The organism is Piscinibacter sp. XHJ-5, assembly GCF_029855045.1.
Taxonomy (GTDB): domain Bacteria; phylum Pseudomonadota; class Gammaproteobacteria; order Burkholderiales; family Burkholderiaceae_C; genus Albitalea.
This window is the reverse complement of sequence record NZ_CP123228.1, coordinates 5029346-5053801: the sequence shown is the minus strand read 5'-3', so window position 1 is coordinate 5053801 and position 24456 is coordinate 5029346. Positions and strand designations below refer to the sequence as shown.

The following is a 24456-nucleotide window of genomic DNA, read 5'->3' as shown; positions in this document are numbered from 1 at the left end:
CACAAACACCATCCCAACCAGCCATGCCAGACAAAGCCGTTCCTTCGCTCTACGAGTGGCTTGGTGGCATGGACGCGCTGAACCGGCTGACCGCTCGCTTCTACGAGCACGTCAAAGGCGATTCTCTCCTCGCACCGGTCTTCGCTCACATGGGCGGCGACCATCCTGCTCACGTTGCAGCGTTCCTTGCAGAGGTTCTTGGCGGGCCCGACGCCTACTCTCGAGAACATGGCGGTCATCCGCACATGATTCAGCAGCACCTGAACCGCCACCTCACCCAGGAGCACCGGCGTCAATGGGTGAGCTTGCTTCTCCGGACGGCCGACGAACTGCACATGCCCGAGGATCCGGAGTTCCGTTCAGCACTTGTCGGGTATCTGGAGTGGGGTTCGCGCCTGGCGGTCATCAACTCGCAGCCCGGTGCCAGCGTCGATCCGCACGCGCCCATGCCCAAGTGGGGCTGGGGCGAAGTCAAGGGTCCGTACAGGCGCTAGGAGTGCGGTCTTCGGCAACTACCTGCGTTGCGACGCGCTGTTCGATCCGCTGAAGACGCCTGTCGCTGCGTGGAGAACTGAAGACCTGTCTGCGGTTGCCATGTCGCCGGGCGCATAGCTGCTCTGCCGCCGAGGCGGCTGGCGATTGCGACGCCCGGGCCATAGACTGGCCTGGACCCATCTGGCATGAACCTGCAGGAGACAACGTGGACGATCTCACCCAACTCAAGGTGGTCATCGCCGACCACATCGCAACGCTGACGATGAACGCGCCGCCGGTCAATGCGCTCACCCGCGTGCTCAATGACGAGCTGACGCTGGCGCTGGACCGCATTTCCGAGATGGACGAGGTGCGCGCCGTCATCCTCACCGGCGAAGGCAAGGTCTTCTGCGCAGGCGCCGATCTCAAGGGTCGCGCCGAGATGATCAAAGGACCCGGTGACCTGCTGGCGCATTCGCGTCGAACGCGCGAGTGCTTTCATGCGATCCGCGAATGCGCCAAGCCCGTCGTCGCGGCGATCAATGGCGCGGCGCTGGGATCGGGGGTCGCGATGGTGGCTTCTTCCGACATCCTCGTGGCGTCGGAGAAGGCGTCGCTCGGCTTGCCCGAGGTCGACGTGGGACTGCTGGGCGGGTGCAGGCATGCGATGCGCCTGTTCAGCCATTCGCGGCTGCGCCGCATGGCATTGACCGGGTATCGCGTCGGCGGGCCCGAACTCCATCGGCTCGGCGTCGTGGAGGCCTGCACGACCCCGGAAGGATTGATGCCAGCCGCGTTGGAGATCGCCGCGGCGATCGCCTCGAAGAGCCCCGTGTCCACCCGCATGGGCAAGCACACCCTCAATGTCATCGAGGACCTGAGCCTGCGCGACGGGTACCGCTACGAACAGGACATGACGGCGATCATCGGCAAGACCGAGGACGCCAAGGAGGCCCAGCTGGCCTTCAAGGAAAAGCGTTCGCCTGTCTTCAAGGGCCGATGACATGGCGCTCCGTTTTGCATTTCTCGCTGCGACACTGTGCCTCGCAGCCATCGCGCCTTCTGAAGAGCGGTTCCGGAGAAACACCGGGGCGTCGCAGTCAGAAGGCCGTTCGGGCTGAGCCCTTCGACAGGCTCAGGACAGGCCTGTCGAAGCTGCACACCATCGGCATGCAGCTTCGACAAGCTCAGCCGGAAAGGTCGAGCAGTGCGGAGCGGCCCTTCGACAAGCTCAGGGCGAACGGGTTTGGGAGCGCAGGACCGGGTTTGGGAGCGCAGGACCGGGTTTGGGAGCGCAGGACCGGGTTTGGGAGCGCAGGACCGGGTTTGGGAGCGCAGGACCGGGTTTGGGAGCGCAGGATCGGGTTTGGGAGCGCAGGATCGGGTTTGGGAGCGCAGGACCGGGTTTGGGAGCGCAGGAGTCTTGTTTCTCATGAGAGCAACGAAAGACCTCACGGCAGCCCTCGCGCCCAGCCGGCAATGGCCTCTGCCACTGCCGCAGGTTGCTCGGGAATGAGAGCATGGCTGGCGTCGGCGATCGAGCGCACGGTGACCTTGTCGCCGAGGCTGTCCTTCAACTCGTTTCGGGTGGCGGGCGGACGCCAGGGATCGAGCGCGCCCTGAAGGTCGAGGATCGGCGCGTGGCTCACCGGCCACCAGACGTCCTTGGCCGGGGTCGCGCCGGCCCGCCGGTACGCATCGCGCAACTCGGGATGCCACCCGTCGAGCCAGGCCGATGCGTCGTTGCCGGGCGCGAAGAAGGCGTGCCGCAGGCATGCGAGCCGTTCGGAACGCGGCTGCGACGAGTCGGCGGCGATGTCCAGCGCGGATGCCAGCCCTGCCGGAAACCTCCGCGCTGCGCCGGCCACGACGACGACGCCCCGCACGAGGTGCGGATGGTCGAGGTCGGTGACGCGCGCGATGTAGTGGCCGAAGGCGTGGCCCGCCACGATCGCCCGCCCACCGCCGCACGCTTCGATGGTCCGTGCGACATCGGCTGCCAGGGTGTGCAGCGTCATCCCGGCGGTCGGCGCACTGCTGCGTCCCATTCCCCGCGGCTGCGGCCGCAAGACGCGAAACCCTTCCGCGGCAAGCCGCCGCGCGAGGTCATCGAAGTCTCGAGAATCCCTTTGCGACGAGGGCAGCAGCACGATCGCCGGTCCACCGCCGCCTTCGATCAGCACCTCGATCCGGGTGCCGTCGCCGCCGTCCAGGATCTGCGAGACCATCGGCTCAATCCGCTGTCGCACCGGACCGCTTGACGATGTCGGCCCACTTCGGCAGCTCGGCGCGGATCAGCGCGGCGAACTCCTCCGGCGTGCCGAAGGCCGGCTCGATGCCGAGCGCGACGAGCTGCTGCTTCAGCGCGGGGGTGGCCATGGCCCGGCCGAGCGCGCCATGCAGCACGGCGAGCACGTCCCTGGGCGTTCCGGCCGGCGCCAGCAGGCCGAGCCAGTTCGACACGTCGTAGCCCTTGAGGCCGGCTTCGGCGATGGTGGGCACCTGCGGCAGCGCACCCATGCGGGCCTTCGAGGTGACGCCGAGTGCGCGCACCTTGCCGCTTTTGATGTGCTCTTCGTAGACGGTGTAGGAATCGAAGGTCATGTCGATGCGGCCGGCCAGCACGTCCACGAGCAGCGGCGCGCTGCCCTTGTACGGCACGTGCACCAGGCTCACGCCGGCGAGGGTTTCGAAGAGCGCCCCGGACAAGTGGCTGGAGCTGCCGTTGCCAGCCGATCCGTAGGTCAGGGTGCCCGGCTTGGCCTTGGCCAGGGCCATCAACTCCGCGACGCTCTTCGCGGAGACCGATGGGCCGACGACGAGCACCCGCGGCGTGATGTGCGTGAGGCTGATCGGCGCGAAGTCCTTCAGCGGGTCGTAGCGCAGCTTCGGATAAAGCGCGGGGTTGATCGCCTGCGTGCCCATCGTCCCGAAGAACAGCGTGTAGCCGTCGGCCGGCGACTTGGCCGCGGCTTCCGCGGCAGGTGCGCCACCCGCGCCGCCGCGGTTGTCGACGATGATCTGCTGGCCCAGCTCGCTGCCGAGGCGCTGCGCCATGCCGCGGGCCATCACGTCGGCCGCACCGCCGGCGGGGAAGGGGACGATGAGGCGGATGGGCTTGTCGGGGAACGCCGCAACGGCAAGGCCGCAGGCCGCCAGCAGGGTTGCGGCCAGGGCAGTTTTCAGTGCTTTCATCGTCGGGTCCTCGGGTTCATGCGAAATCGACGCCGCAGCCGGCGAGCCGTGGCACATCGATGCTGCCTTTGTCGACGGCGAGCGTCGTGAACGGGTCGTCGAGCAGATGCAGGTGCTCCGACAGCTCGCAGGCGAACGGCAAGGCCCTCACGACGCTCGCCGCCTGCATGCCCATCGCTTGCAGCAGCGACGGTCCGAAGGCGGCGCCGACGCGGCAGCCGACGTTGCCGGCTTCGCAGATGCGAACCGCCTGCATGAAGCGGCGCAGCCCGCCGAGCTTCGTGATCTTCAGGTTGATGACATCACAGGCGCGTTCAGCGACGAGGCGGAACACGTCCTGCACGGTCTGCGCGCTTTCGTCGGCCTCGATTGCCACCGGAAGCGTGCGGGTGAGCAGCGCCAGTCCGTTCCAGTCGGCGGCGGGAACGGGCTGCTCGATCAGCGCGATGTCGTAGCGCTCCATGCGGGCGAAGGCGCCCATCATCTGCTTGGCGTCGTATGACTGGTTCGGATCCAGCGTCAGCTTCACGCCGGGCCCGGCGGCGTCGCGCACCGCAGCGATGCGCGCGACGTCGAGCGAGGTGTCGCCCGAGAGCTTCAGCTTGAGCTGCCGGTAGCCTTCCTCGGCCAGATCGGCGGCCTTGGCGGCCATCTCGGTGGGGGTCTTGATCGGCAGGATGCGCGATTGGGCGACGCTGTCGCGCAGGCGGCCGCCGAGCAGCACATGCACCGGCACGCCCAGCCGCCGCGCGAGCAGGTCGTGCAGCGCCATGTCGATGCCGGCCTTCACGCTCGGATTGAAGGCAAGCACGGCATCGATTTCTTCCATCAGCGCCGCCAGGTCGTCGACGCGGCGGCCGACGAGCATCGGCGCCAGCAGCGCGAGCGCTGCCTGAGCGCCGGCGCCATGGGTCGTGATGGCGGGGATGGCATGCACGTAGCCGAGGCCGCGTGTGCCGAGCTCGTCGGTCAGCACCAGCACATGGCCTTCGAGCTGCGGCACGGTGGCCCGCGCGAACTTCCAGCTCGGGTCGCGCAGCCGCTGCGTGCAAGGCTCGACGGTGGCGGTGACGATCTGCATCTCGCGGCCTACTCGAGGGTGATCTTGCCCTTCGTCACCACCGTGCGCCACTTCTCGAATTCGCTCTGCATCAGGCTGCGGTACTCCTGCGGCGTCGACGTGACGGGCACCGCGCCTTGCTTGAGAAGCTGCTCCTTCAGGTCCGGCGACTGCACCGCAGCGACGACGGCGTCGCGGAACTTCTTCTGCACGTCGGCCGGCACGCCGGCAGGCCCGATGACCCCGTAGGTCGTGTCCATCAGCACGCCGGGCAGTCCCGCTTCCTTCGTCGTCGGCACCTCCGGCGCCTGGGGCGCACGGGTCGCGCTGGCGACGGCCAGGATCTTCAGCTTGCCGGCCGCAACGTGCTGCATCACGGGCAGCAGGTCGACCATCGCGAGCTGCACCTCGCCGCCGAGCAGCGCCGTCACGGCCGGCGCGGCGCCCTTGTACGGCACGTGGGCGAGGTCTATGCCCGCCTCCTGCTTGAGCAGCTCGGCGCCGATGTGCGGCGTCGTTCCCGCCCCGGCGGAGCTGTAGTTGAGCTTGCCGGGCTCGGCCTTGGCCTTCTTGACCAGGTCGCCCAGACTCGCGATGCCGGAGTCCGCGCGAACGACGATGACGGCGGGAATGCGCGCGACGAGCGTCAGGTACTGCACGTCGTTCAGCGAATACGGCACCTTCATCAGGTTGGGCATGCCCGCCAGGGGTCCCGGCGCCGCGAGCGCGAAGGTGTAGCCGTCGGGCGCAGCCTTCAGCGCGGCATCGACGCCGATCGTGCCGCCGGCGCCGGCCTTGTTGTCCACGATGATGGTGCCGTTGATCGCGCCTTCGACCTTCTTTGCCACGAGCCGTGCGACCACGTCGGTCGGGCCGCCGGCCGCATACGGCACGACCAGGCGGATGGGCTTGGCGGGCCAGGCTTGTGCCTGCGCGGCCAGGGAGGTCGCGCCCAGGGCGGCGGTGATGCAGATCAGTCTCTTGAGCATGGGTGTCTCCGGTTGGAGTCGATGGTGTTCATGGGCCTGGGATGAGTCTCGTCGGCGGGGCGGCATGCAGCAAGGCCGCCGGCGGCAACGCAGCTATGCAGCCCGCCGCATGGCGCGGAGGCGGTATGCGCGGTGCGGCATGCCAGCCTTGTCGTCGGGACGGTAGGCAGCGCGCGGCCCGGTGCCTAAAGTGACTGCAAACGCATCGCTTCGAAAGGTCTACCGATGAATCCCAACGCCGGCCCGCTCTCCCACGTGAAGGTGCTCGACCTGAGCCGCATCCTGGCCGCGCCATGGGCCGGCCAGATCCTGGCCGACCTGGGTGCGGAAGTGATCAAGGTCGAGCGTCCGGGCGCGGGCGACGACACGCGCTCCTGGGGGCCTCCATTCCTGAAAGATGCGCACGGCAAGGACACCAAGGAGGCCGGGTACTACCTGGCCGTCAACCGCGGCAAGCGCTCGATCACCGTCAGCCTCGACAAGCCCGAAGGGCAGCGCATCGTGCGCGAGCTGGCGCTCAAGGCCGATATCGTGCTGGAGAACTACAAGGCCGGCACGCTGGAGCGATACGGGCTCGACGAGGCCTCGCTGCGAAAGATCAACCCGCGGCTCATCTACTGCTCGGTCACCGGCTTCGGCCAGACCGGCCCGCGGCGCGACCAGCCGGCCTACGATTTCCTCATCCAGGCGATGGGCGGCTTGATGAGCGTGACCGGCGAGAAGGACGGCAAGCCCGGCGGTGGACCGCAGAAGGTCGGCGTTCCGATCGTCGACCTGATGACCGGCATGTACACCGCGGTCTCGGTGCTGGCGGCGCTGGCCCGTCGCAACGAGACCGGCAAGGGCGACGCCATCGACATCGGCATGCTCGATGTCCAGGTCGCGACGCTGTCCAACCAGGCGATGAACTACCTGGTCTCAGGCAAGGTGCCCAAGCGCAACGGCAATGCCCACCCCAACATCCAGCCGCAGGACGTCTATGCGTGCGCCGATGGCGACGTGATCCTGGTTGTCGGCAACGACGGGCAGTACGTGAAGCTGTGCGAGGTGTTCGGCCGCCCGGAGTGGGCGACCGACGAGCGCTTCGCCACCAACGCGCAGCGCGTGCGCAACATCGGCGAGCTGTCGGGCCTGCTGCGCGACGTGTTCGGCGAATGGGAGCGCGAGCGCCTGATCGCAGCGCTCGATGCGGTGGGGGTGCCGTGCGGTGCGATCAACACGGTCGCGGATGTCTTCAAGGACCCGCAGGTGAAGGCGCGCGGCATGCTGAAGCACGTGCCCCATCCGAGCGGCGTCGACGTGCCGCAGGTGGGCAGCCCGATGCGCTTCGCCGACGCGCAGCTGCAGACCCAGGCCGCGCCGCCGCTGCTCGGGCAGCACAGCGACGACATCCTCGGCGAGCTCGGCTACGGTGCCGCTGACATTGCCGCATTGCGCGCGGCTGGAGCGATCTGATGATGAAGCTGCACTGGTCTCCCAAGTCACCCTATGTCCGCAAGGTGATGGTCTGCGCCCATGAGCTGAACCTGGTCGATCGGCTGGAGCTCGTGCGATCGGTCGCGGCAATGCTCAAGCCCAACGAGCGCTTGATGCAGGACAACCCGCTGTCCAAGATCCCGACCCTGGTGCTCGATGACGGCTTCGTGCTGTTCGACTCGGCCGTGATCTGCGAATACCTGGACGACCTCGGCCACGGTTCGCTGTTTCCGAAGCAGGGGACCGACAAGTGGCAGGCGCTGCGCTGGCATGCGTTCGGCGACGGCATGCTCGACGCGGCCATCCTGTGGCGCAACGAACGCGAGCGTGAAATGCCGCTGCCGGCGTTGACCGATGCCTTCGAACTCAAGATGCGCACGTCGCTGAAGCAGCTCGACGACGAGGCTCAGGCGCTCACCGAAATGCCGCTCTCCATCGGCCACATCACGATCGGGTGTGCTCTGGGCTATCTGGACTACCGCTTCGCGGACCTCGGCTGGCGCAGCATCGCGCCTCGCCTCGCCGACTGGTTTGCCGAGACGCTTGCGCGCCCCTCCTTCCGGAACACGGAGCCGATCGATGGCTGACGGCGCACTCCCCATCGACAAGGCCGTGGTCGTCATTGGTGCAGGCACCATGGTGCTGCAGCACCTCAGCCGTACAGCGCGGCCGGATTGGCCACCAGGATCTGCGCCACCAGCGCGTCGTCTGCGGTCCAGCGCTTGAAGACCTCGAGCAACTGCGCCGCGTCGGGCGCCGGGTTGACGCGCAGATGAGGCCAGTCGCTGCCCCAGACGAGGCTGTTCGGGTTGGCGCCGACCATGGCCTCGTGGAACGGGCGCCCGCACTCGAAGTCGGGCACGCCGAGCAGATTGCGGTACGCACAGAGCTTGACCCATGCGCAGCCGTCTTCCAGCAGCGAGAGCAGGCAGCGAAAGCCGGGGTCATCGATGCCGGCCGCAGCGTCGAATCCACCCATGTGATCGATCACCACCCGAACGGGCAGCTCGCGCAAGCGCGGTGCGATGTCCGGCAAGGCCTTGCAATCGGTCCACAGCTCGGCATGCAGGCCGGCGTCGGCCAGCCTTGGCGCCAAGGCCAGCAGGTCGTCGAACGAGGCGCTCCCGGCGAAGTTGGACCCGGCGCCGCTGCGGTGGCTGAAACGCGCGGCGCGCACGCCGTGGTCGTGCAAGCCGTTCAGGGTGGGCAAAGCTCCCGGGCGGAGCACCATCACGCCACGCAGCTTCTCGTGCGTGGACAGCGCATGCAACAGCAAGCTGTGGTCATCGCCGTAGGCGCTCGGGTGCACCAGCACGCCGTTCGACAGGCCGAGGCGGGACAACAGATCGAGATACTGCGACAGCGATGCTTCCGGCGGCGTGTAGCTGCGGTCGGCGGCCAGCGGGAATCGATCGTATGGACCGAACAAGTGCGCGTGGCAGTCCCAGCCCTCGGTCATGACATGGTCCTCTGCGGCAGCGGGAACGCCGGCTCGACGCCTTCGGGCAGCGGAATCTCGTGCGCGTTCAGCGTCATCGCCACCATCGTGTAGTAGCCGACGAGCGCGGTGAGCTCGACGACGGTGCGCTCGCCGAAGCGCGCCAGCGCATCGGCGTACGTCGCATCGGACACGGACTTGACGCGGTTGAGCTCGGCGGCGTATCGCACGATCGCGGCGTCGTCCTCGGACAGTCCCTCGGGCCACGTCTCGGCGAGGAGCGCCTCGATGACCTGCGGCTCGATGCCCACCTTCTCGGCCTCCAGCCGATGCGCGTACCACTCGAATGGCGCGCGACAGGCGCGGCCGGTGACGAGGATGGCGAGCTCGGACTGGCGCGGCGTCAGCGAGGTGTTGTAGCGCAGCAGTTCGCCGAGTGCCTGCCAGCGGTCGGCCAGTTCGGCGTTGTGCAACACCGCCCGCAGCGGACCCTGGATCCTGCCGCGGCGACCGGACACGATCTTGTCGTACACCCGGCGCTGGTCCGGGGTCATGCTGTCGGGCGATGGAAGGGTGATGCGCGCCATCGAGGTCTCCTGTGTGAGAGCCCAGCTTAGCGGCGAAGGGGGCGAGAGCCTACGGCGCCGAACGCATCCCTGCTATGCAGAATCGAGTCAGGGCGCGTCGGAAGGTCGCCACATCCCGGCGCCAGCCATGTCCTCGACGATCTCGACGATCAGCGCTCCGACAGCAGAGACGGCGCGTGCAGGTCCCTTGGACTTGGACGTCGCCATCGAGATCGTCCGTTGGAACGGAGGGTCGAAGATCCTTGCGGCTTGCAGGCGCTTGTCCGCCACCTCGCTCCAGACGGCGTGAATCGGGAGCACGGTGTAGAGCCGCTCCGTCGCGACGAGCCCCTTCTGCAGGGGCAGCGAGTCGGCCTCGATCACCGGCGCGAGGGTGATGCGACGTTGCCGTGCGATCGCATCGAGCGCGGTACGCAAGCCGTTCGGAGCGCTCGGCAGGATGAACGGCAACTCGTTGAGCCTGTCGAAGGCGACCTCGGCGACGGCCGTGGGCTTGTCGCCGGGTGGACCGATGAGGTAGCTGTCGACGACCGCCAGCGACTGCTCCATCTCGGGCAACGGGCCGTACCGATACAGGATCGCGATGTCCACCCGCGCATCCGCAAGCCACTCCTCGACCTGGCCGCTCGACCCCTCGAGCACCTTGAGGCTGACGGCCGGATAGCGCTTGCTTGTCTCGACGTACAGCCGTCCGACCAACGGCAAGGAAATGGACGGCAGCAGACCGAGCGTGACCCGTCCGCTGGGCTCGCGTGCCTCGCCGCGGATTTCACTTTCGAGTCGTTCTGCGTCGGCCAGGAGGGCCTTCACCTGTGGAAACAGGCGCGTGCCGGTTTCCGACAGTTCGACGCCGCGGCCGGTCCGGTTGAACAACCTCGCACCGCACTCGCGCTCGAGTGCGTTCAGCTGCCGGCTCAGGAGCGACTGGTTGCTGTCCAGAAAGAGGGCGGCGCGAGTCAGGCTGCCAAGTTCCCCGATGGCCACGAAGGCGCGCCACTTGTGGAGGTCGGCAGCGATGTCGATCTTGAAATCAGACGCCTTGGCAGCTTGCATCGGGGCACGGGCTGAACATGGGAGCCGTCATTTTGCGCCGCCCTCGACGCCTTCGGAACCACGACCGGGTGCACGGCACGTGCATGCATCTCGCCATTCCCCGACCGCGGCGGCCCACAGCAGCGGCTCGGAATGACGATCGTCGACACGCGCCCCTCACCGCATCACGCGCGCGCCGAGATGCTGGTCGAGGTCCACCGCGGCCAGTCCCACGCCGCCCCGGCCCCGGTCACGAACAGCGATTCGCCGCGACGCAGCTGGGCGCGCTCCACGAGGGCGTAGTACGCCGTCCCATAGGCATACAGCAGGCGATGCCTGGAAGCCGGCGCGGGCTCGTTCCTACGCGATCGGCAGCTCGGTGGTCGACATCACCTGCTTCAGGACCACGAAGGTGCGGATCTGCCTGACCCCCGGCAGATAGAGCAATTCCGCCGCGTGCAAACGGTTGAACGATTCGTTGTCCTTCGTGCGGACCGTGACGAAGTAATCGAACTCGCCCGTCACCACCACGCAGTCCAGGCAGCCCGGCACCTTTTGCACGGCCTTTTCGAAGTTGGCGAAGGACTCCGGCGTGGACCGGTCCAGCACCACGCCGATGACGACCAGCATGCCCAGGCCCAGCGGCACCGGGTCCAGCAGCGCGACCACGCGCCGCACGAGGCCCATGCCCTTGAGCCGCTCGACCCGGCGCAGGCAGGCCGCCGGGCTGAGATGCACCTTCTGCGCCAGGGCCACGTTGGAGACGGACGCATCACGCTGCAGGAAACGCAGGATGGCGCGGTCGATGCGGTCCAGGTCCGGCAGCGAGATGGCAGCCTCCTTCGGTGGACGCACTTTTATCCTGCGATTCATGGAGTTTGCGCAATCGTGGTGGTCTTCTGGAGCATGTCGATTCGGTTCCAGCCGGTGGATTGCATCCATTTTGCAACCTCATTGCGTCGTCACCGCAATAGCATCAGTGCCATGTCTTCCAACGCATGACCGACATGAACCTTGCCAAGCATCCCCGCCACCCCCTCACGTTCGGGCCGACGCCCATCCAGCACCTGAAGCGGCTCAGCGCTCACCTCGGCGGCAAGGTCGAGCTGTATGCCAAGCGCGAGGACTGCAACAGCCCACTGGCCTTTGGCGGCAACAAGACGCGCAAGCTGGAGTACCTGATCCCGGAGGCGCTGGAGGGCGGCTACGACACGCTGGTCTCCATCGGCGGCATCCAGTCCAACCAGACGCGCCAGGTCGCTGCAGTCGCTGCGCACCTCGGCATGAAGTGCGTACTGGTGCAGGAGAACTGGGTCAACTACTCCGACGCGGTGTACGACCGCGTGGGCAACATCGAGATGTCGCGCATCATGGGCGCCGACGTGCGGCTCGATGCCGCCGGCTTCGACATCGGCATCCGGCCCAGCTGGGAGCAGGCGATGGAAGATGTTCGCCGTGCGGGCGGCAAGCCCTTCCCCATTCCGGCGGGCTGCTCGGAGCATCCGCTGGGCGGCCTGGGCTTCGTCGGCTTCGCGGAGGAAGTGCGGCAGCAGGAAGCCGAGATCGGGTTCAAGTTCGACTACATCGTCGTCTGCTCGGTGACGGGCAGCACACAGGCGGGCATGGTGGTGGGCTTCGCTGCCGACGGCCGGGCCGACCGCGTGATCGGCATCGACGCGTCGGCCAAGCCGGCGCAGACGCGCGCACAGATCCTGCGCATTGCCAGGCACACCGCTGAGCTCGTGGACCTGGGCCGGCCCATCACCGACAAGGACATCGTGCTCGACGAGCGCTACGCCGGCCCCGAGTACGGCCTTCCGAATGAAGGCACGCTGGAGGCGATCCGCCTGTGCGCGCGCCAGGAGGCGATGCTGACCGACCCGGTGTACGAGGGCAAGTCCGCGCACGGGATGATCGACATGGTGCGAAGGGGTGAATTCCCCGAAGGATCGCGCGTGCTGTACGCGCACCTGGGCGGTGTGCCGGCGCTCAACGCCTACAGCTTCATCTTCCGCAACGGGTAAGCACCCTCGCAAACGAGCAGGCACCATGACGAAACCGAACCGCACGTACCGTTTCTTCCTCGCCCTGGTGCTTGCCTCGCTGGCCCCGTGGGCAGGCGCGCAGGCGCAGGGGTATCCGTCCAGGCCCATCCAGTTGGTCATCCCCTTCCCGCCCGGCGGCGCCACCGACATCGTCGGCCGGCTCGTCGGCACAAAGCTGGGTGAGCGCCTCGGGCAGCCGGTGGTGATCGAGAACCGCCCCGGCGCCGGCACCGTCATCGGCGCATCGTTCGTCGCCAAGGCGCCGGCGGACGGGTACACGCTGCTTGCAAGTTCGGGATCCACCTTCACTGTCAATCCGGCGATCCACCCCAAGCTGCCTTACGACCCCGTCAAGAGCTTCGAGCCGATCGGCCTGGTTTCGCGTGTCCCCCTCATCGTGCTGGCGAACTCCGCCGTCCCCATCAAGGACCTGAAGCAGCTGATCGCGGCCGTGCAGCGCGAACCAGGCAAGTACGTCTACGGATCGTTCGGCAACGGCACCACGGCACACTTCACGGGCGAATTGCTGTGGAGCGCCGCGGGCGTGAAGCTCCAGCACATTGCCTACAAGGGCAGCGCGCCCGCGATGACCGACCTGCTGGGCGGCCAGATCCCCTTCACGATCGACACCGTCACGGCGGCGCTGCCGCACCTGAAGTCGGGCAAGCTCAAGGCCATCGCTGTCACCGGTGCGAAACGCGCGACGCAGCTTCCCGACGTGCCGACGGTGGCGGAAAGCGGCCTGGCCGGCTTTGCGTCCGAGTCCTGGCTCGCCATTGCGGCGCCGCGGGGCCTGCCAGCGGATGTCAGGACCAAGCTGCAGCAGGCGCTCGCGGAGGCGATGAACGACAAGGGCGTTCGCGACAAGCTCGTCGAGAACGGTCTCGAAGTGGCCTACGAACCGGCCGCGGCAGTCGCAGCGCGCATCGAGGACGAGCTGCCGCGCATGCGCGCGATCGCAGAACGCGCCAACATCCGGGCCGACTGAGCATGGTCGCCGACGCAGGCCTGCTTGCACTGTCCGCGGTCGAACTGCGGCGCCTGATCGGGGACCGGCAGCTCTCGCCGGTTGAATTGCTCGAAGCCTGCATCGCGCGGATCGAGGCGCTGAACCCCTTCGTCAACGCGATCACCGCCACCTGCTTCGAGCGTGCGCGCACGGAGGCCAGGGCGGCCGAGCGCGCGGTGCTCGATGGCCGTCCGCTGGGTCTGCTGCATGGGTTGCCCCTTGGGGTCAAGGACCTGGAGGCCACCGAGGGCCTGCTGACGACCCTCGGCTCGCCGATGTATAGAGGCCATGTGCCGGCGGCCGACAACGTGCTGGTCGCGCGCCTGCGCCAGGCCGGCGCGATCGTCGTCGGCAAGACGAACGTCCCCGAACTCGGCGCGGGCGCGAACACGCGCAACGCCGTCTGGGGCGCCACCGGCAATCCCTTCGACCCGCGGCTCAACGCCGGCGGATCCTCCGGAGGGTCGGCGGCGGCATTGGCGTGCAACATGCTTCCCCTCTGCACGGGCTCCGACACCGGCGGGTCGCTGCGCATTCCTGCGGCGCTGTGCGGCGTGGTCGGCTTCCGGCCGTCGCCCGGGATCGTGCCCAGCTCGCGCAAACCGCTGGGCTGGACCCCGATCTCGGTGGTCGGCCCCATGGGCCGCACCGTGGCAGACAGTTGCCTGCAGCTGGCCGCGTCGGCGGGCGCCGACGTAGGCGACCCGCTCAGCTATCCGTTGGACCCGGGAAGCTTCCTGCACCCTCGCGCGGTGGACCTCGGCGAGCTGCGTGTGGGATGGACCGAGGACTTCGGCGCCTGCGATGTCGACCCCGCCATCCGGCAGGCCTTCCGCCGCAAGCTCGTCGCGATGCGGCACCTGTTCCGCAGCTGCGAAGAGGTGCGGTTCGATCTTGGCGACGTGCACCGGTGCTTTGATGTGTTGCGCGCCGAAGCCTTCGTGGCAGCAACCCGCGACGCCTATGTGCGCGACCCCGAGAGCCTGGGACCCAACACACGCGCCAACTACGAGATCGGCGCCGCGATGAGCCTCATCGACAGCGCCTGGGCGCAGGCCGAGCAGACCCGCATCCTCAGCCGCTTCCACGCCGCCATGGCCGGCTGTGACGTGATCCTGGCGCCCACCACGCCCGTCACGCCTTTTCCCTGGACGGTGCTGCACGCGGACAACGTGGATGGCAAGCCTCAGGCCAACTACTACCGGTGGCTTGCGCTGACCTATGTCGTCACACTGGCCACGCTGCCCGCTCTCAGCCTGCCTTGCGGAGTGGATCACGCCGGAATGCCGTTCGGACTGCAGATCGTCGGGCGATTTCGTGAGGACCATCGACTGCTGGGCGTGGCGGCGGCCCTGGAACACGCGTTCGCGGGATCCGACACCTTGCGCCGGCCGCTACCGGTGCTCGAGGCACTGAGGCCCGTTGAACCCGCGCTGACTTCGCTGGTGTCGGCACCGCCGCTGCTTGATCGTGGCGGCGAGCGTACTGGCGTGATTGCCGCAGGCGCCTAGGGACTTCTCATCGTGGGGGGCGGTCGTTACGCCAGGCGTATTCATGGCCAGCATGTGGCTTCGCGACGCACCATAGAACAGGCAAGGATCACGGGCGCTCGCCCCAAGAGGGCAAGCAAGTCGCCGAGCTGTGAGAATGGCGCCTAACGTCAGGCCTCGCGATCTCTGCACTGCGTTCTGCCCCACCATGAATACACCGGTTCCGGTACAGGCCGCGCGGCCCGACGCAGACTTCTTCCGAGCCTTGGAAGTCGAACGGACCCAAGCCCTCGTCGCTCGCGACGTCTCGACAATACGTCGCTTGCATGCGCCGGACTACGAGCTCATCAGTGTGCCCGGTCGCGTCATGAGTCTCGAGCGGTACTTGTCTCTCATGGCCATCGATGTGTTCTACGCCAAGTGGGAACATGGCCCCATGAGAGTTCAACTGTCGGAGGGCATGGCTGCCGTCAGGTATCAGGCGAAGATCACCTTTCCCTCCGGCAAGGTCGTTGACTGTTGGCATACCGACATCTACGCACTGCAGTCCGGCTCATGGAGGGCAGTGTGGTCTCAGGCAACGCAGTTGCCGCCCGACTCGACCCCATGAATTGGCACGTAGTGAGGCATAACCCTTCCTTCAACCGGACCGGCCTACGGCAGGCCGCTTAGGTCCTCAAACATTGGGCAGCACATGGACGCTCCGCAGCCCGGCTACTTCTGGAAGGTGCCATTCATCTGGGAAGCGGGCTGTCGTCAACCCGAAGAGATCCCGTCGCTCGACTTTGAACCCATCGAGCAGTGCTGGCTTGAATGGGCACTTTCGGAGGTCAGGTCGCATTCGGTGGATGAGTCAGACGCGTACGCCGTTGCAAAGCACGGTGCCAACGGGGCCGCGCTAGATCTCCTGGCTGTCTGTCCGCAGTACTTCGAGAGGCCTTCTGGCTGGTGGCAATGCGCCGTTAGCTCGACCGGCGACAGGGTCGGGTTTACTTTGCCGGTCCTGTTCAAGGATCCTTCCCGATTCCAGAAAGGGAGACCGCAAGGGACGATCTTCTACATGGGTGTCTTGCCGGATCATCGGGGGCGCGGCTTCGGCTGGGCGCTGCTGGAGCACGCAACGCGCATGTTCATTGACGCGAACTGCTGGCGCATCTTCTGCGACACATCTTCAAAGAACGAACCCATGATTCGTGCCTTTCGCAAGGCGGGCTACTTGGAGCGCAAGCCATGGCAGCGGCCGTTGGAGTAGTGCAGCCCAACCCTTCCATCGAGCGGACGCCCAACAGCCGGCTGCGCTTCGTATCCGACGCGTCTCATTCGACTCGCAGCCAGTGCTGATTGCGGAAGAACGGTCCCAGGTATCCGCGCACCCCGAGCACCTTGCCGCCGTCGAGCGGCTTCAGCCTTACCCGATAGACCTTGCCGTTGTCGGGATCGAGGATCTCGCCGCCCTCCCAAACCCATCATCGGCGGCCTTGACGTTGCGCATGATCGTCATCCCGAGCATCGGTTGGTTCTTGCGCTCGTCGGTGCACTTGTCGCACTTCGCGTCCTGCCGCGATGGGTCGAGCAGCTTCTCCATCCTGCCGCTCAGCACGCTCATCGCGTCCTTGTTCACCATGTCCGCTCTCCAGCGTCTCGCGATCAGGCTGCGGAAAGACGCAGGTTCTTGCGAATCCCGGCGTCCACCATGCCTGCCGGCGCGAAGGTGCGAAGCAGCTGCAGGCGGGTGGCGCGGCCGCCGGCCGTGTATCGGAGCTTCGGGTGGGCTGCGATCGAGGCTTTCAGCACGGTCTCGGCCACGATGGCCGGTTCGTCGGCCTCATCGATCAACTCGGTCAGCCGCTTGCCGACTGCCGCACGAACGTCGCGGTATTCGTCGAGCTTGGCGTCGGGTTGGAGTAAGTTCGCGTCGAACTGCGTCTTGGTATTGGCGGGCTCGATCACCGAGACCCGGATCCCCATCGTACGCAACTCATGGTCGAGCGATTCCGAATAGCCTTCGACCGCGTGCTTGGTCGCGGCATAGAACGCCATGTACGGCATCGGCAGGAAACCGAAGATCGAGCCGATGTTGATGATGCGACCGCTCCCTTGGCGTCGCATGTGAGGCACCACGGCGCGGGTCATCCGGGCGATTCCGAAGAAGTTCGTGTCGAAGATCGAGCGGACCTGTTCCATCGAGCTCTCTTCCGCTCCGGCAGGCGCCGTGCTGAACCCTGCGTTGTTCACGAGCAGGTCGATGCGGCCCTCCCGGCGCAGCATCTCCGCGACAGCAGCCGCGACGGACTCGTCACTGGTCACGTCCAGGGGCAGCATCTCGAACGATCGCCGGTCCGCGCGGGCTCCGTGCCGGCTGGTGCCGTAGACCTTGAAGCCGGCCAGTGACAGCCGCTCGGCGGTGGCTTTGCCGATGCCCGAGGAGGCGCCCGTCACGAGCGCCGTCTTGCCATTCATGTTCATGATGTTTCCTTGCTATGCTGGGCGTATTAAAAGACTGATGGTCTCCAATATAGCAGACCAACGGTCTCTTGTCCAAGTCCCTACCGAGACCTGCGCGATGAGCCATCCAGCACCGTATCTGCGCGCGCGCTCCCCCGAACAGAAGGAGGAGCGTCGTCGCCACCTACTCGACACCGCGAAGTCGCTGCTGCTGGACATCCCGGACGTGCACGACCTGGGCATCAACGAACTGGCGCGGCGCGCGCAGATGACCAAGTCGAACGTCTACCGGTACTTCGAGAGCAGCGAAGCGGTCCTGCTGGACGTCCTGGTCGAGGAGTTCGTCCTGTGGCGCACCGAGCTGCGCAAGACCCTGAGCCGGGACCGCAAGCGCAGTGGAACCATCGAGCACATTGCGCGAGCGTTCGCGGCCACCGTGGCGGCGCGCCCGCTTTTGTGCCGACTCACCAGCATCTTCCCCTCGATCCTCGAGCACAACATTTCGGCCGAGCGAATGGTCGAGTTCAAGCATGGTCTGCTGGTCGTGCGCAAGGAAACGGCGCTTGACTTTCACGCCTGTGTGCCGTCGATCTCGGCAGCAAGTTTCGAACGCTGCATCCACGTTGCCCTGCCGGTGCTCATCGGGCTCTGGCCGCTCAGCCACCCGGCCAAGCTCGCAGCCGAAGTGATCGAGCTTCCCGAACTAGCGGCCTTGCGCTACCGCTTTCAGCATGATCTGGAAGAGGGACTGCTGATGCTCTTGCGCAGCCTCGAGTGAGTAACTGGCAACGAGAACCTCGCGTGACGATCGTGCGATGGGCAAAATCTGCGCCTTTGACATCGTCTTCAACCTCCGGCATGCCCAGGTCGACCCCGCGCATGCGCTCGACAAGTTCACCGCCGGTTGCGAACGTTGGTATCTCCTCGCGCTTCGGCGCTCTGGCGCTGAGCCGACCGTCGGTGGTGACGACTCGCCGGCCCCGGTGGTCGACGTACCCGCTACCTGCTGGTGCCCGTCCTCAACGCGTGGGGCCCATGCAGGAGTTGCTTCTTCAGGAACTCGACGCACACTCTGACTTTCGCCGAGCCGGCTGACCGGGTGCTCGTCATGGCCCAGATGTCCGCTGGCTCGTGATGGGAGGGCAGCACCCTGACCGCCCGGCCATCGAGCAACGGCTGCGCGATGTCCCACACCGACAGGAGACAGATTCCCTTTCCGTCAAGGCTCCATCCCTTCACCACGTCGCTGTGGTTCGAGCTGAACCGGCTCGTGACCTTGACGGACTCGATGCCTTTCGGTCCCGTCAATCGCCAGATGCCGAACGGCTGGTCGCGCTCCCGGTACAGCAGGCACTCGTGTTCCGACAGTTCGGCCAACGACTTGGGATGTCCGCGTTTCGCCAGGTATTCGGGTGACGCGCAGAGAATGCGCCGGCTCTCCACCATGCGGTGGGCGATGAGCTGTGGCTGGGTCGGATCACCCACGCGGATGTCGAGATCGAAGTTCTCGGTGATCAAGTCCACGCGTCGGTCCAGCAGCTCCAGCCAGACCTCGATGCGGGGGTAGCGCCTGCCGAGCGCAGACAGGATGGGCGCGACGTGCTCACGGCCCAGGCGCTGGCTCGTCGCGATCCGCAGGCTTCCTGAAGGCTCTCTCTTCGCGCTGCTGAACGCCTCCGACATGGCGTTCGCGTCATCGAGGATGCGCTGTGCCCATTGATACGCGCGTTCGCCGTCCTCGGTGATCACCACCCGCCGCGTCGTGCGGTGGAACAGGCGCACGCCCAGCTGTGATTCCAGGATCGCGATGCGTTTGCTGATGTGTGCGGGCGTCGTGCCGATCTCGAGCGAAGCCGCCGCGAACCCGGAGCGTCGAGCCACTTCGCAGAACACCTGCAGGTCCTTGAGGTCCATGGCGTTTATCAACGATTCGTTGATTCCGACTCAACTGGAAGCCGATTGTAGTTCCAGCTGTTGTTACTAGACTGCCCATCAATCACCCCAGCCATAGCCATCCAGCAAAGGACCCATGAGCAAACTACCCATCGCCGTTGTCGGCGCCGGTCTGATTGGCAGGACCCACATCGATCGCGCACTGAAGAGCTCGAGCGTCCAACTGATCGGCATCGTCGATCCGACGCCGGAGGCCGCCGAGCTGGCACGTTCGGCAGGACTTCCCTGCTTCCCCGATCACCGCAGCCTGCTTGCCAAGGCCAAGCCGCGCGGGGTGGTGGTGGCGACGCCGAACGTGACACACGCGCAGATCACGATCGACTGCCTCGAGCACGGCGCGGCCGTTCTCGTCGAGAAACCGATCGCCGACACGCTCGAGGACGGGCGACGCATCTGCGAAGCCTCGCGTGCCAGCGGCCTGCCGGTCCTGGTCGGACACCAGCGTCGCCACAACCCGATCATGCGCAAGGCCAAGGCGATCGTCGGTGCCGGCACATTGGGCCGGCCGGTCAGCGCCACGGTGCTCTGCACATGGCTCAAGCCGCGCGACTACTTCGACGTGGCGTGGCGCCGTCAACAGGGTGGAGGACCCATCCTGATCAACCTGATCCACGACATCGACCTGATGCGCCACTTGTACGGCGAGATCGAAGGCGTGCAGGCTGCGGCCTCGAATGCGGTGCGCGGCTTCGACGTCGAGGACACCGCCGCCGTCGTGCTGCGGTTCCGCAACGGCGCGCTCGGCACGGTCACCGTGTCGGACACGACGGCAGCGCCGTGGAACTGGGACTTGAGCGCAGGCGAAGCGGAGCGCTTCCCGCGGCAGGACGTCAACGCGCATTTCTATTCAGGCACGGAAGGTTCCCTGACGTTGCCGCGCCTCGAACTGTGGCGCTATCGGCAGGACCAGGGGCCCGCCCAGGGTTGGCACGATCCATTGACCACGGAACGGACAGCCCTGCACATCGCCTGCCCGTACAGCGAGCAGCTGCGGCACTTCGCCGCAGTGGTCGAGGGCCAGGAAGAACCGGTCTGCTCGGCGTTGGACGGCTTCCGCACGCTGGAGGCGACCTTGGCGGTGACGCAGGCGGCGGTGACCGGCAGCCAGGTCCTGCTTCCCACCTAGGCAGCGCCGGCGCGTCCGTGTCGTTCGAAGAAAAAACCGCTCAACGAGACAAGAGCAGATGCCATGAACTACACATTCAACTTCGCCGTGCTGCTGCCGCACTGGGAGCTGTTTGCTCAAGGCTGCTGGCTCACGCTGAGGCTGTCGGCGATCGCGGTCATGATCGGCCTGGCCATCGGCCTCCTGACCGTGCTGGGCAAGCGCACCTCGATCGCGCCGGTGCGTTGGTTCGCCGAGGGCTACATCGAGATCATCAGGAACACGCCGTTCCTGGTGCAGGTGCTGTTCATCTTCTTCGGACTGCCGTCGCTCGGCGTCAGTCTCTCGCCGAACACGGCGGCCGTGCTGGCGCTGAGCCTGAACCTGGGTGCCTTCTCCGCGGAGATCATTCGCACCGGCATCGAGTCGGTCCCGCGCGGCCAGTTCGAGGCCGGCGCTGCGCTCGGTCTGAGCCCCTTCCAGACCTTCCGCCACATCGTCATCAAGCCGGCGCTGCGGACGATCTACCCCTCGCTGGCGGGGCAGTTCGTGATGCTGCTGCTCACCACCAGCATCGTCTCGTCGATCTCCGCCGAGGAGTTGACCTCGGTGGCGCAGAACATCGATTCGGCGACGTTCCGCAGCTTCGAGGTCTACATCGTCGCGGCGCTGCTCTATCTGGCGATGTCGACGATCTTCGCGACGATCTTCAAGGCGATCGATCGCGTGTACTTCTCCTATCCCACCAAGTGAGCGGCGACCATGATTCGCGACTTCACGCTGACGGAGTTCTGGGTCATCGCGAGCGGCCTGTGGGCGACGCTGCTGCTGTCCGCCATCGCCTTCGTCGGCGGAGGGCTGGCCGGGCTGGGCGTGGCGCTCGCACGGACGGCGCCGATGCGGGCGCTGCGCGTGGCGGCCGGGGTGTTCATCGACTTCTTCCAGGGAACGCCGATGCTGCTGCAGCTCTTCCTGGTGTTCTACGGATTGCCGGTGTTCGGGCTGAAGGTCAATGTCTGGGTCGCCGCCGCGGTGGGGCTGACGCTGCACGCCGGCGCCTTTCTCGGCGAGATCTGGCGCGGCGGCATCCAGGCGGTGCCGCGCGGGCAGTCGGAGGCGGCCGAAGCGCTGGGGCTGAACTACTGGACGCGCATGCGCTACGTCCTGCTGCCCCAGGCGCTGCGCATGTCGTTCGCGCCGACCGTCGGCTTTCTGGTGCAGTTGATCAAGGGCACGTCGCTCGCGGCCATCATCGGCTTCGTCGAGCTCTCGCGATCGGGCCAGCTCGTCTCCAGCATCACCTACAAGCCGCTGCTCGCTTTCGGGCTGGTCGCGGCGTGCTACTTCGCGATCTGCTTTCCGCTGTCGCGCTACAGCGCTCGCCTGGAGAAGCGCTTCGCCTTCGCGAACTGACCCATTCCCACAAGAACCGCGGACTTCCGCATCCACGCAAGGAGACAAACCATGCTTCCAGAATTCACCCGCCGTGCCGTGATCGCGATGTCGATGGCATTAGCGCTGACGGGCCCCGTGCAAGCGCAGAAGGTGGCCGACATCAAGAAGTCCGGCGTCCTGAAGGTCGGCGCGCAGGTCGCCCAGGTGCCATGGGGCTTCAGCGACAAGAACAACAAGCTGACCGGCTATGACATCGAATTCGCGGAGATGCTCGCGAAGGATCTCGGCGTCAAGCCCGAGTTCACGCCGGTGACGGTGGCCAATCGCACGGCGGCGCTGCTCACTGGCCAGGTCGACGTGCTGGCTGCGGTCGTCACGATCCTCCCCGACCGGCAGAAGGTCGTTCTGTTCTCGCGCCCCTATTCGTATCTCGAAACCGTGTTGATCGGCAAGACATCGCTTCCGGCGGTGAAGGGCTACACCGACCTCAAGGGCTTGCGCATCGGCGTGCCGCGCGGCAGCGTGCAGGACTCGGCCGTGACGCAGGCGAACACCGGCGCGACCATCCAACGATTCGACGACGACGCGGCGGCGGTGCAGGCACTGCTGTCGGGTCAGGTGGACCTGGCCGGCGCAGCGCACACGCAGCTCGGCTCGATCGCGCAGATCGCGGGGCCCGGCAAATACGACATCAAGCTCGTCCTGGCTCGCGGCTTCCAGGGCGCCGCCGTGCGTCCGGGCGAGCGCGAATGGGGGACCTACATCAACGACTTCATCGGCCGCAAGATTGCCAGCGGCGAGCTGGCTGCGCTCTACAAGAAGTGGATCGGCCAGGACATGAGCAGGGAACTGCCGGTCTCCGGCGAGACCGAAGCCGCCTTGCCTGTCGTCGTGGCGAAGTAGCCGCACAAACAGGGGCGACGACGATGATCCCGAAGGACTCCGGCATCGTGCCGGACCACGCCGTGCCGCACGCGCTCGGCAGCGAAACCATCATCACGATGGACAGCGTCAGCAAGTGGTTCGGCCCGATACGCGTGCTGACCGACATCAACCTGAAGGTGGGCAAGGGCGAGCGCATCGTCATCTGCGGGCCGTCCGGGTCGGGAAAGTCGACGACGATCCGCTGCATCAACCGGCTGGAGCCGTATCAGAAGGGCAGGATCGTGGTCGATGGCATCGACCTCGGTGCCGACGCGAAGAACGTCAATGCGGTGCGTGCCGAGGTCGGCATGGTGTTTCAGCAGTTCAACCTGTTCCCCCACCTCACGGTGCTGGAGAACTGCATGCTCGCGCCGATGAAGGCGCGCCGCATCCGCAAGGACGAGGCCGAGGCCACCGCGATGAAATACCTGACGCGAGTGCGCATTCCCGAACATGCGAGGAAGTACCCGGCACAACTGTCGGGTGGGCAGCAGCAGCGCGTGGCGATCGCAAGGGCGCTGTGCATGACGCCGAAGATCATGCTGTTCGACGAGCCGACTTCCGCGCTCGACCCGGAAATGGTCAAGGAGGTGCTGGACACGATGATCGGCCTGGCCGAGGAGGGCATGACGATGCTGTGCGTCACGCACGAGATGGGCTTCGCACGCAGCGTTGCCGATCGCGTGCTGTTCATGGACCGTGGCGAGATCGTCGAGCAGGCGCCACCCGATGAGTTCTTCACCAGCCCGAAGCATGAGCGGCTGCGCGACTTTCTCGGCCAGATTCTTCACAAGTAGGACCATGATTCCCCTTTCCCTGGCTCATCTGACGGTCCTCGATGTGGCACCGCCTGCGTTGTTCGACCTCGCGGCCGAAGCCGGCTTTCAAACGGTCGGCATCCGCGTCCTTCCCGCCCTGCCCGGTGCGGTCTCGTATCCACTGAGCTCTCCTGCGGTGGTCGAATGGCGCCGCCGCATGGTCGATGCCGGCGTCGGCGTCCACGACATCGAGTTCATACCGCTGACGCCGGAGGTGCGTGTCAGCGCCTACGCGTCGACCTTGGCGTTGGCCGCCGAACTCGGCGCCAAGCGGCTCAACGTGTCCGGCGACGACCCGGACTTCGATCGCCTGGCCGAGCGCTTCGCTTCGCTGTGCGATCTCGCGGCCGATGTCGGCATCGGAGTCGATCTGGAATTCATGCGCTTCCGGATCGTGGGCACGCTGCGGCAGGCGCTCGACATCATTGGCCGCGCCGGGCGCCCGAACGGCAGGCTGTTGATTGACCTGCTGCATCTGTTCCGCTCCGGGGGCACGGCGGAAATGTTGCGCGAGGTCCCTTCGAGTGCATTCGGCTCGGTGCAACTCTGCGACGCGCCCCTTGCCGATCCGACCGACGCGGGCATCGCGGACGAAGCGCGCCAGAGACGACTGTTCCCGGGTGACGGCGAATTGCCGCTGAGAACGCTCATGGACGCTGTGCCGCGCGACATCCCTGTGGCGGTGGAGGTACCCACCGGCGGCACCTATCCCGAGCTCGCGCCGTCGGAACGCGCCGCGAAGGCCTGCGCAGCGTCGCGCGATCTTCTCAAGGCTTGGCGGCCGTCGCGCTGATCGCCCACGCCACGCTGCGTCTGCACGATCGACCAGGCGCGTCATCGCATGCAGGTCCTCGCGCGCAGGCGAAGTTCCTGCCAATGGGTTTGCGGCCCTGCATGCGCTGCCTAGACTGCCCGTCAAACCCGGCGCGCAGGACCGGCAGTGCCGAGCCAAGGAGACACGATGAAATTCGATGGAACGGGCGGACGCGCGCCTCCCGCGGCACTGCTGGAAGTTCGCGGC

At 66.5% G+C, this 24456-nt stretch carries 27 protein-coding genes; 15 read left to right on the top strand and 12 right to left on the bottom strand.

The genetic code is table 11. The features are described from left to right. Window positions 1-23 precede the first annotated feature (23 nt). Window positions 24-494 (top strand): group II truncated hemoglobin, encoded by a 471-nt coding sequence (locus P7V53_RS23750; protein WP_280151967.1) that lies wholly within the window; start codon window positions 24-26, stop codon window positions 492-494. 206 nt (window positions 495-700) lie between these two features. Further along, complete coding sequence (locus tag P7V53_RS23745) at window positions 701-1477, top strand: enoyl-CoA hydratase/isomerase family protein (protein WP_280151966.1); 777 nt, start codon at window positions 701-703, stop codon at window positions 1475-1477. A gap of 448 nt (window positions 1478-1925) precedes the next feature. On the opposite strand, the gene P7V53_RS23740 is transcribed toward P7V53_RS23745, so the two are convergent. The 4 genes from P7V53_RS23740 to P7V53_RS23725 are packed head-to-tail and all read right to left on the bottom strand — an operon-like array spanning window position 1926 to window position 5718. Beyond that, window positions 1926-2702 carry an alpha/beta hydrolase gene (locus P7V53_RS23740; protein WP_280151965.1) on the bottom strand — a complete coding sequence of 259 codons (777 nt, stop codon included), beginning with the start codon at window positions 2700-2702 and terminating at the stop codon, window positions 1926-1928. Between the two features lie 4 nt (window positions 2703-2706). Continuing rightward, window positions 2707-3669, bottom strand: a complete 963-nt coding sequence (locus tag P7V53_RS23735; RefSeq protein WP_280151964.1) for a tripartite tricarboxylate transporter substrate binding protein — start codon at window positions 3667-3669, stop codon at window positions 2707-2709. A gap of 16 nt (window positions 3670-3685) precedes the next feature. After that, a complete protein-coding gene (locus P7V53_RS23730) occupies window positions 3686-4750 on the bottom strand; it encodes an enolase C-terminal domain-like protein (RefSeq protein WP_280151963.1) in 1065 nt (354 codons plus the stop codon). Window positions 4751-4758: 8 nt separating this feature from the next. Then, a complete protein-coding gene (locus tag P7V53_RS23725; protein ID WP_280151962.1) occupies window positions 4759-5718 on the bottom strand; it encodes a tripartite tricarboxylate transporter substrate binding protein in 960 nt (319 codons plus the stop codon). A 225-nt stretch (window positions 5719-5943) separates the two neighbouring features. Here P7V53_RS23725 and P7V53_RS23720 point away from each other — a divergent pair, with 225 nt between their 5' ends. Next, on the top strand, window positions 5944-7173 hold the full coding sequence (locus P7V53_RS23720) for a CaiB/BaiF CoA-transferase family protein (RefSeq protein WP_280151961.1): 1230 nt from the start codon (window positions 5944-5946) through the stop codon (window positions 7171-7173). After that, a complete protein-coding gene (locus P7V53_RS23715) occupies window positions 7173-7781 on the top strand; it encodes a glutathione S-transferase (RefSeq protein WP_348273447.1) in 609 nt (202 codons plus the stop codon). Before P7V53_RS23720 ends, P7V53_RS23715 begins: the two co-directional genes overlap by 1 nt. Window positions 7782-7846: 65 nt before the next feature. On the opposite strand, the gene P7V53_RS23710 is transcribed toward P7V53_RS23715, so the two are convergent. The 4 genes from P7V53_RS23710 to P7V53_RS23695 form a co-directional block, all read right to left on the bottom strand. After that, window positions 7847-8653 (bottom strand): amidohydrolase family protein, encoded by an 807-nt coding sequence (locus tag P7V53_RS23710; protein ID WP_280151960.1) that lies wholly within the window; start codon window positions 8651-8653, stop codon window positions 7847-7849. Then, window positions 8650-9219, bottom strand: a complete 570-nt coding sequence (locus P7V53_RS23705) for a carboxymuconolactone decarboxylase family protein (protein WP_280151959.1) — start codon at window positions 9217-9219, stop codon at window positions 8650-8652. Before P7V53_RS23705 ends, P7V53_RS23710 begins: the two co-directional genes overlap by 4 nt. 87 nt (window positions 9220-9306) lie before the next feature. Next, window positions 9307-10272 carry a LysR substrate-binding domain-containing protein gene (locus P7V53_RS23700; protein WP_280151958.1) on the bottom strand — a complete coding sequence of 322 codons (966 nt, stop codon included), beginning with the start codon at window positions 10270-10272 and terminating at the stop codon, window positions 9307-9309. Window positions 10273-10611: 339 nt separating this feature from the next. After that, a complete protein-coding gene (locus P7V53_RS23695; protein ID WP_280151957.1) occupies window positions 10612-11124 on the bottom strand; it encodes an Lrp/AsnC family transcriptional regulator in 513 nt (170 codons plus the stop codon). Window positions 11125-11258: 134 nt separating this feature from the next. On the opposite strand from P7V53_RS23695, the gene P7V53_RS23690 reads away from it, so the two are divergent. From P7V53_RS23690 to P7V53_RS23675, 4 genes are all read left to right on the top strand, one after another. Beyond that, entirely contained in the window at window positions 11259-12275 is a 1017-nt protein-coding gene (locus P7V53_RS23690; RefSeq protein ID WP_280156600.1) for a 1-aminocyclopropane-1-carboxylate deaminase, read from the top strand. A 25-nt stretch (window positions 12276-12300) separates the two neighbouring features. Then, window positions 12301-13284, top strand: a complete 984-nt coding sequence (locus P7V53_RS23685) for a tripartite tricarboxylate transporter substrate binding protein (protein WP_280156599.1) — start codon at window positions 12301-12303, stop codon at window positions 13282-13284. Between the two features lie 2 nt (window positions 13285-13286). Further along, a complete protein-coding gene (locus tag P7V53_RS23680) occupies window positions 13287-14816 on the top strand; it encodes an amidase family protein (protein ID WP_280151956.1) in 1530 nt (509 codons plus the stop codon). 673 nt (window positions 14817-15489) lie between these two features. Beyond that, window positions 15490-16047 carry a GNAT family N-acetyltransferase gene (locus P7V53_RS23675; RefSeq protein WP_280151955.1) on the top strand — a complete coding sequence of 186 codons (558 nt, stop codon included), beginning with the start codon at window positions 15490-15492 and terminating at the stop codon, window positions 16045-16047. Window positions 16048-16111: 64 nt separating this feature from the next. Here P7V53_RS23675 and P7V53_RS31555 read toward each other — a convergent pair whose 3' ends face one another. From P7V53_RS31555 to P7V53_RS23665, 3 genes are read right to left on the bottom strand one after another with little or no spacing between them, the layout of a single operon-like run. Further along, entirely contained in the window at window positions 16112-16201 is a 90-nt protein-coding gene (locus tag P7V53_RS31555; RefSeq protein ID WP_348273488.1) for a hypothetical protein, read from the bottom strand. 2 nt (window positions 16202-16203) lie between these two features. Continuing rightward, on the bottom strand, window positions 16204-16419 hold the full coding sequence (locus tag P7V53_RS31550) for a hypothetical protein (protein WP_348273446.1): 216 nt from the start codon (window positions 16417-16419) through the stop codon (window positions 16204-16206). 23 nt (window positions 16420-16442) lie between these two features. Further along, the gene (locus P7V53_RS23665; RefSeq protein ID WP_280156598.1) at window positions 16443-17255 is read right to left on the bottom strand and encodes an oxidoreductase; all 813 of its coding nucleotides are present in this window, start codon (window positions 17253-17255) and stop codon (window positions 16443-16445) included. A 103-nt stretch (window positions 17256-17358) separates the two neighbouring features. Between P7V53_RS23665 and P7V53_RS23660 the strand changes: the two genes are divergently transcribed. Next, window positions 17359-18018, top strand: coding sequence for a TetR/AcrR family transcriptional regulator (locus P7V53_RS23660; RefSeq protein ID WP_280151954.1), 660 nt, complete (start codon window positions 17359-17361; stop codon window positions 18016-18018). A 221-nt stretch (window positions 18019-18239) separates the two neighbouring features. On the opposite strand, the gene P7V53_RS23655 is transcribed toward P7V53_RS23660, so the two are convergent. Then, window positions 18240-19154 carry a LysR substrate-binding domain-containing protein gene (locus P7V53_RS23655; RefSeq protein ID WP_280151953.1) on the bottom strand — a complete coding sequence of 305 codons (915 nt, stop codon included), beginning with the start codon at window positions 19152-19154 and terminating at the stop codon, window positions 18240-18242. A gap of 115 nt (window positions 19155-19269) precedes the next feature. Between P7V53_RS23655 and P7V53_RS23650 the strand changes: the two genes are divergently transcribed. The 6 genes from P7V53_RS23650 (at window position 19270) to P7V53_RS23625 (ending at window position 24228) form a co-directional block, all read left to right on the top strand. Further along, the gene (locus P7V53_RS23650) at window positions 19270-20319 is read left to right on the top strand and encodes a Gfo/Idh/MocA family oxidoreductase (protein WP_280151952.1); all 1050 of its coding nucleotides are present in this window, start codon (window positions 19270-19272) and stop codon (window positions 20317-20319) included. A gap of 63 nt (window positions 20320-20382) precedes the next feature. Continuing rightward, on the top strand, window positions 20383-21051 hold the full coding sequence (locus P7V53_RS23645; protein ID WP_280151951.1) for an amino acid ABC transporter permease: 669 nt from the start codon (window positions 20383-20385) through the stop codon (window positions 21049-21051). 9 nt (window positions 21052-21060) lie between these two features. After that, a complete protein-coding gene (locus P7V53_RS23640) occupies window positions 21061-21711 on the top strand; it encodes an amino acid ABC transporter permease (RefSeq protein ID WP_280151950.1) in 651 nt (216 codons plus the stop codon). A 51-nt stretch (window positions 21712-21762) separates the two neighbouring features. Next, window positions 21763-22596 (top strand): transporter substrate-binding domain-containing protein, encoded by an 834-nt coding sequence (locus P7V53_RS23635; RefSeq protein ID WP_280151949.1) that lies wholly within the window; start codon window positions 21763-21765, stop codon window positions 22594-22596. A gap of 23 nt (window positions 22597-22619) precedes the next feature. Further along, the gene (locus tag P7V53_RS23630; RefSeq protein WP_280151948.1) at window positions 22620-23414 is read left to right on the top strand and encodes an amino acid ABC transporter ATP-binding protein; all 795 of its coding nucleotides are present in this window, start codon (window positions 22620-22622) and stop codon (window positions 23412-23414) included. Between the two features lie 4 nt (window positions 23415-23418). Next, complete coding sequence (locus P7V53_RS23625; RefSeq protein WP_280151947.1) at window positions 23419-24228, top strand: sugar phosphate isomerase/epimerase; 810 nt, start codon at window positions 23419-23421, stop codon at window positions 24226-24228. Window positions 24229-24456: the final 228 nt, after the last annotated feature.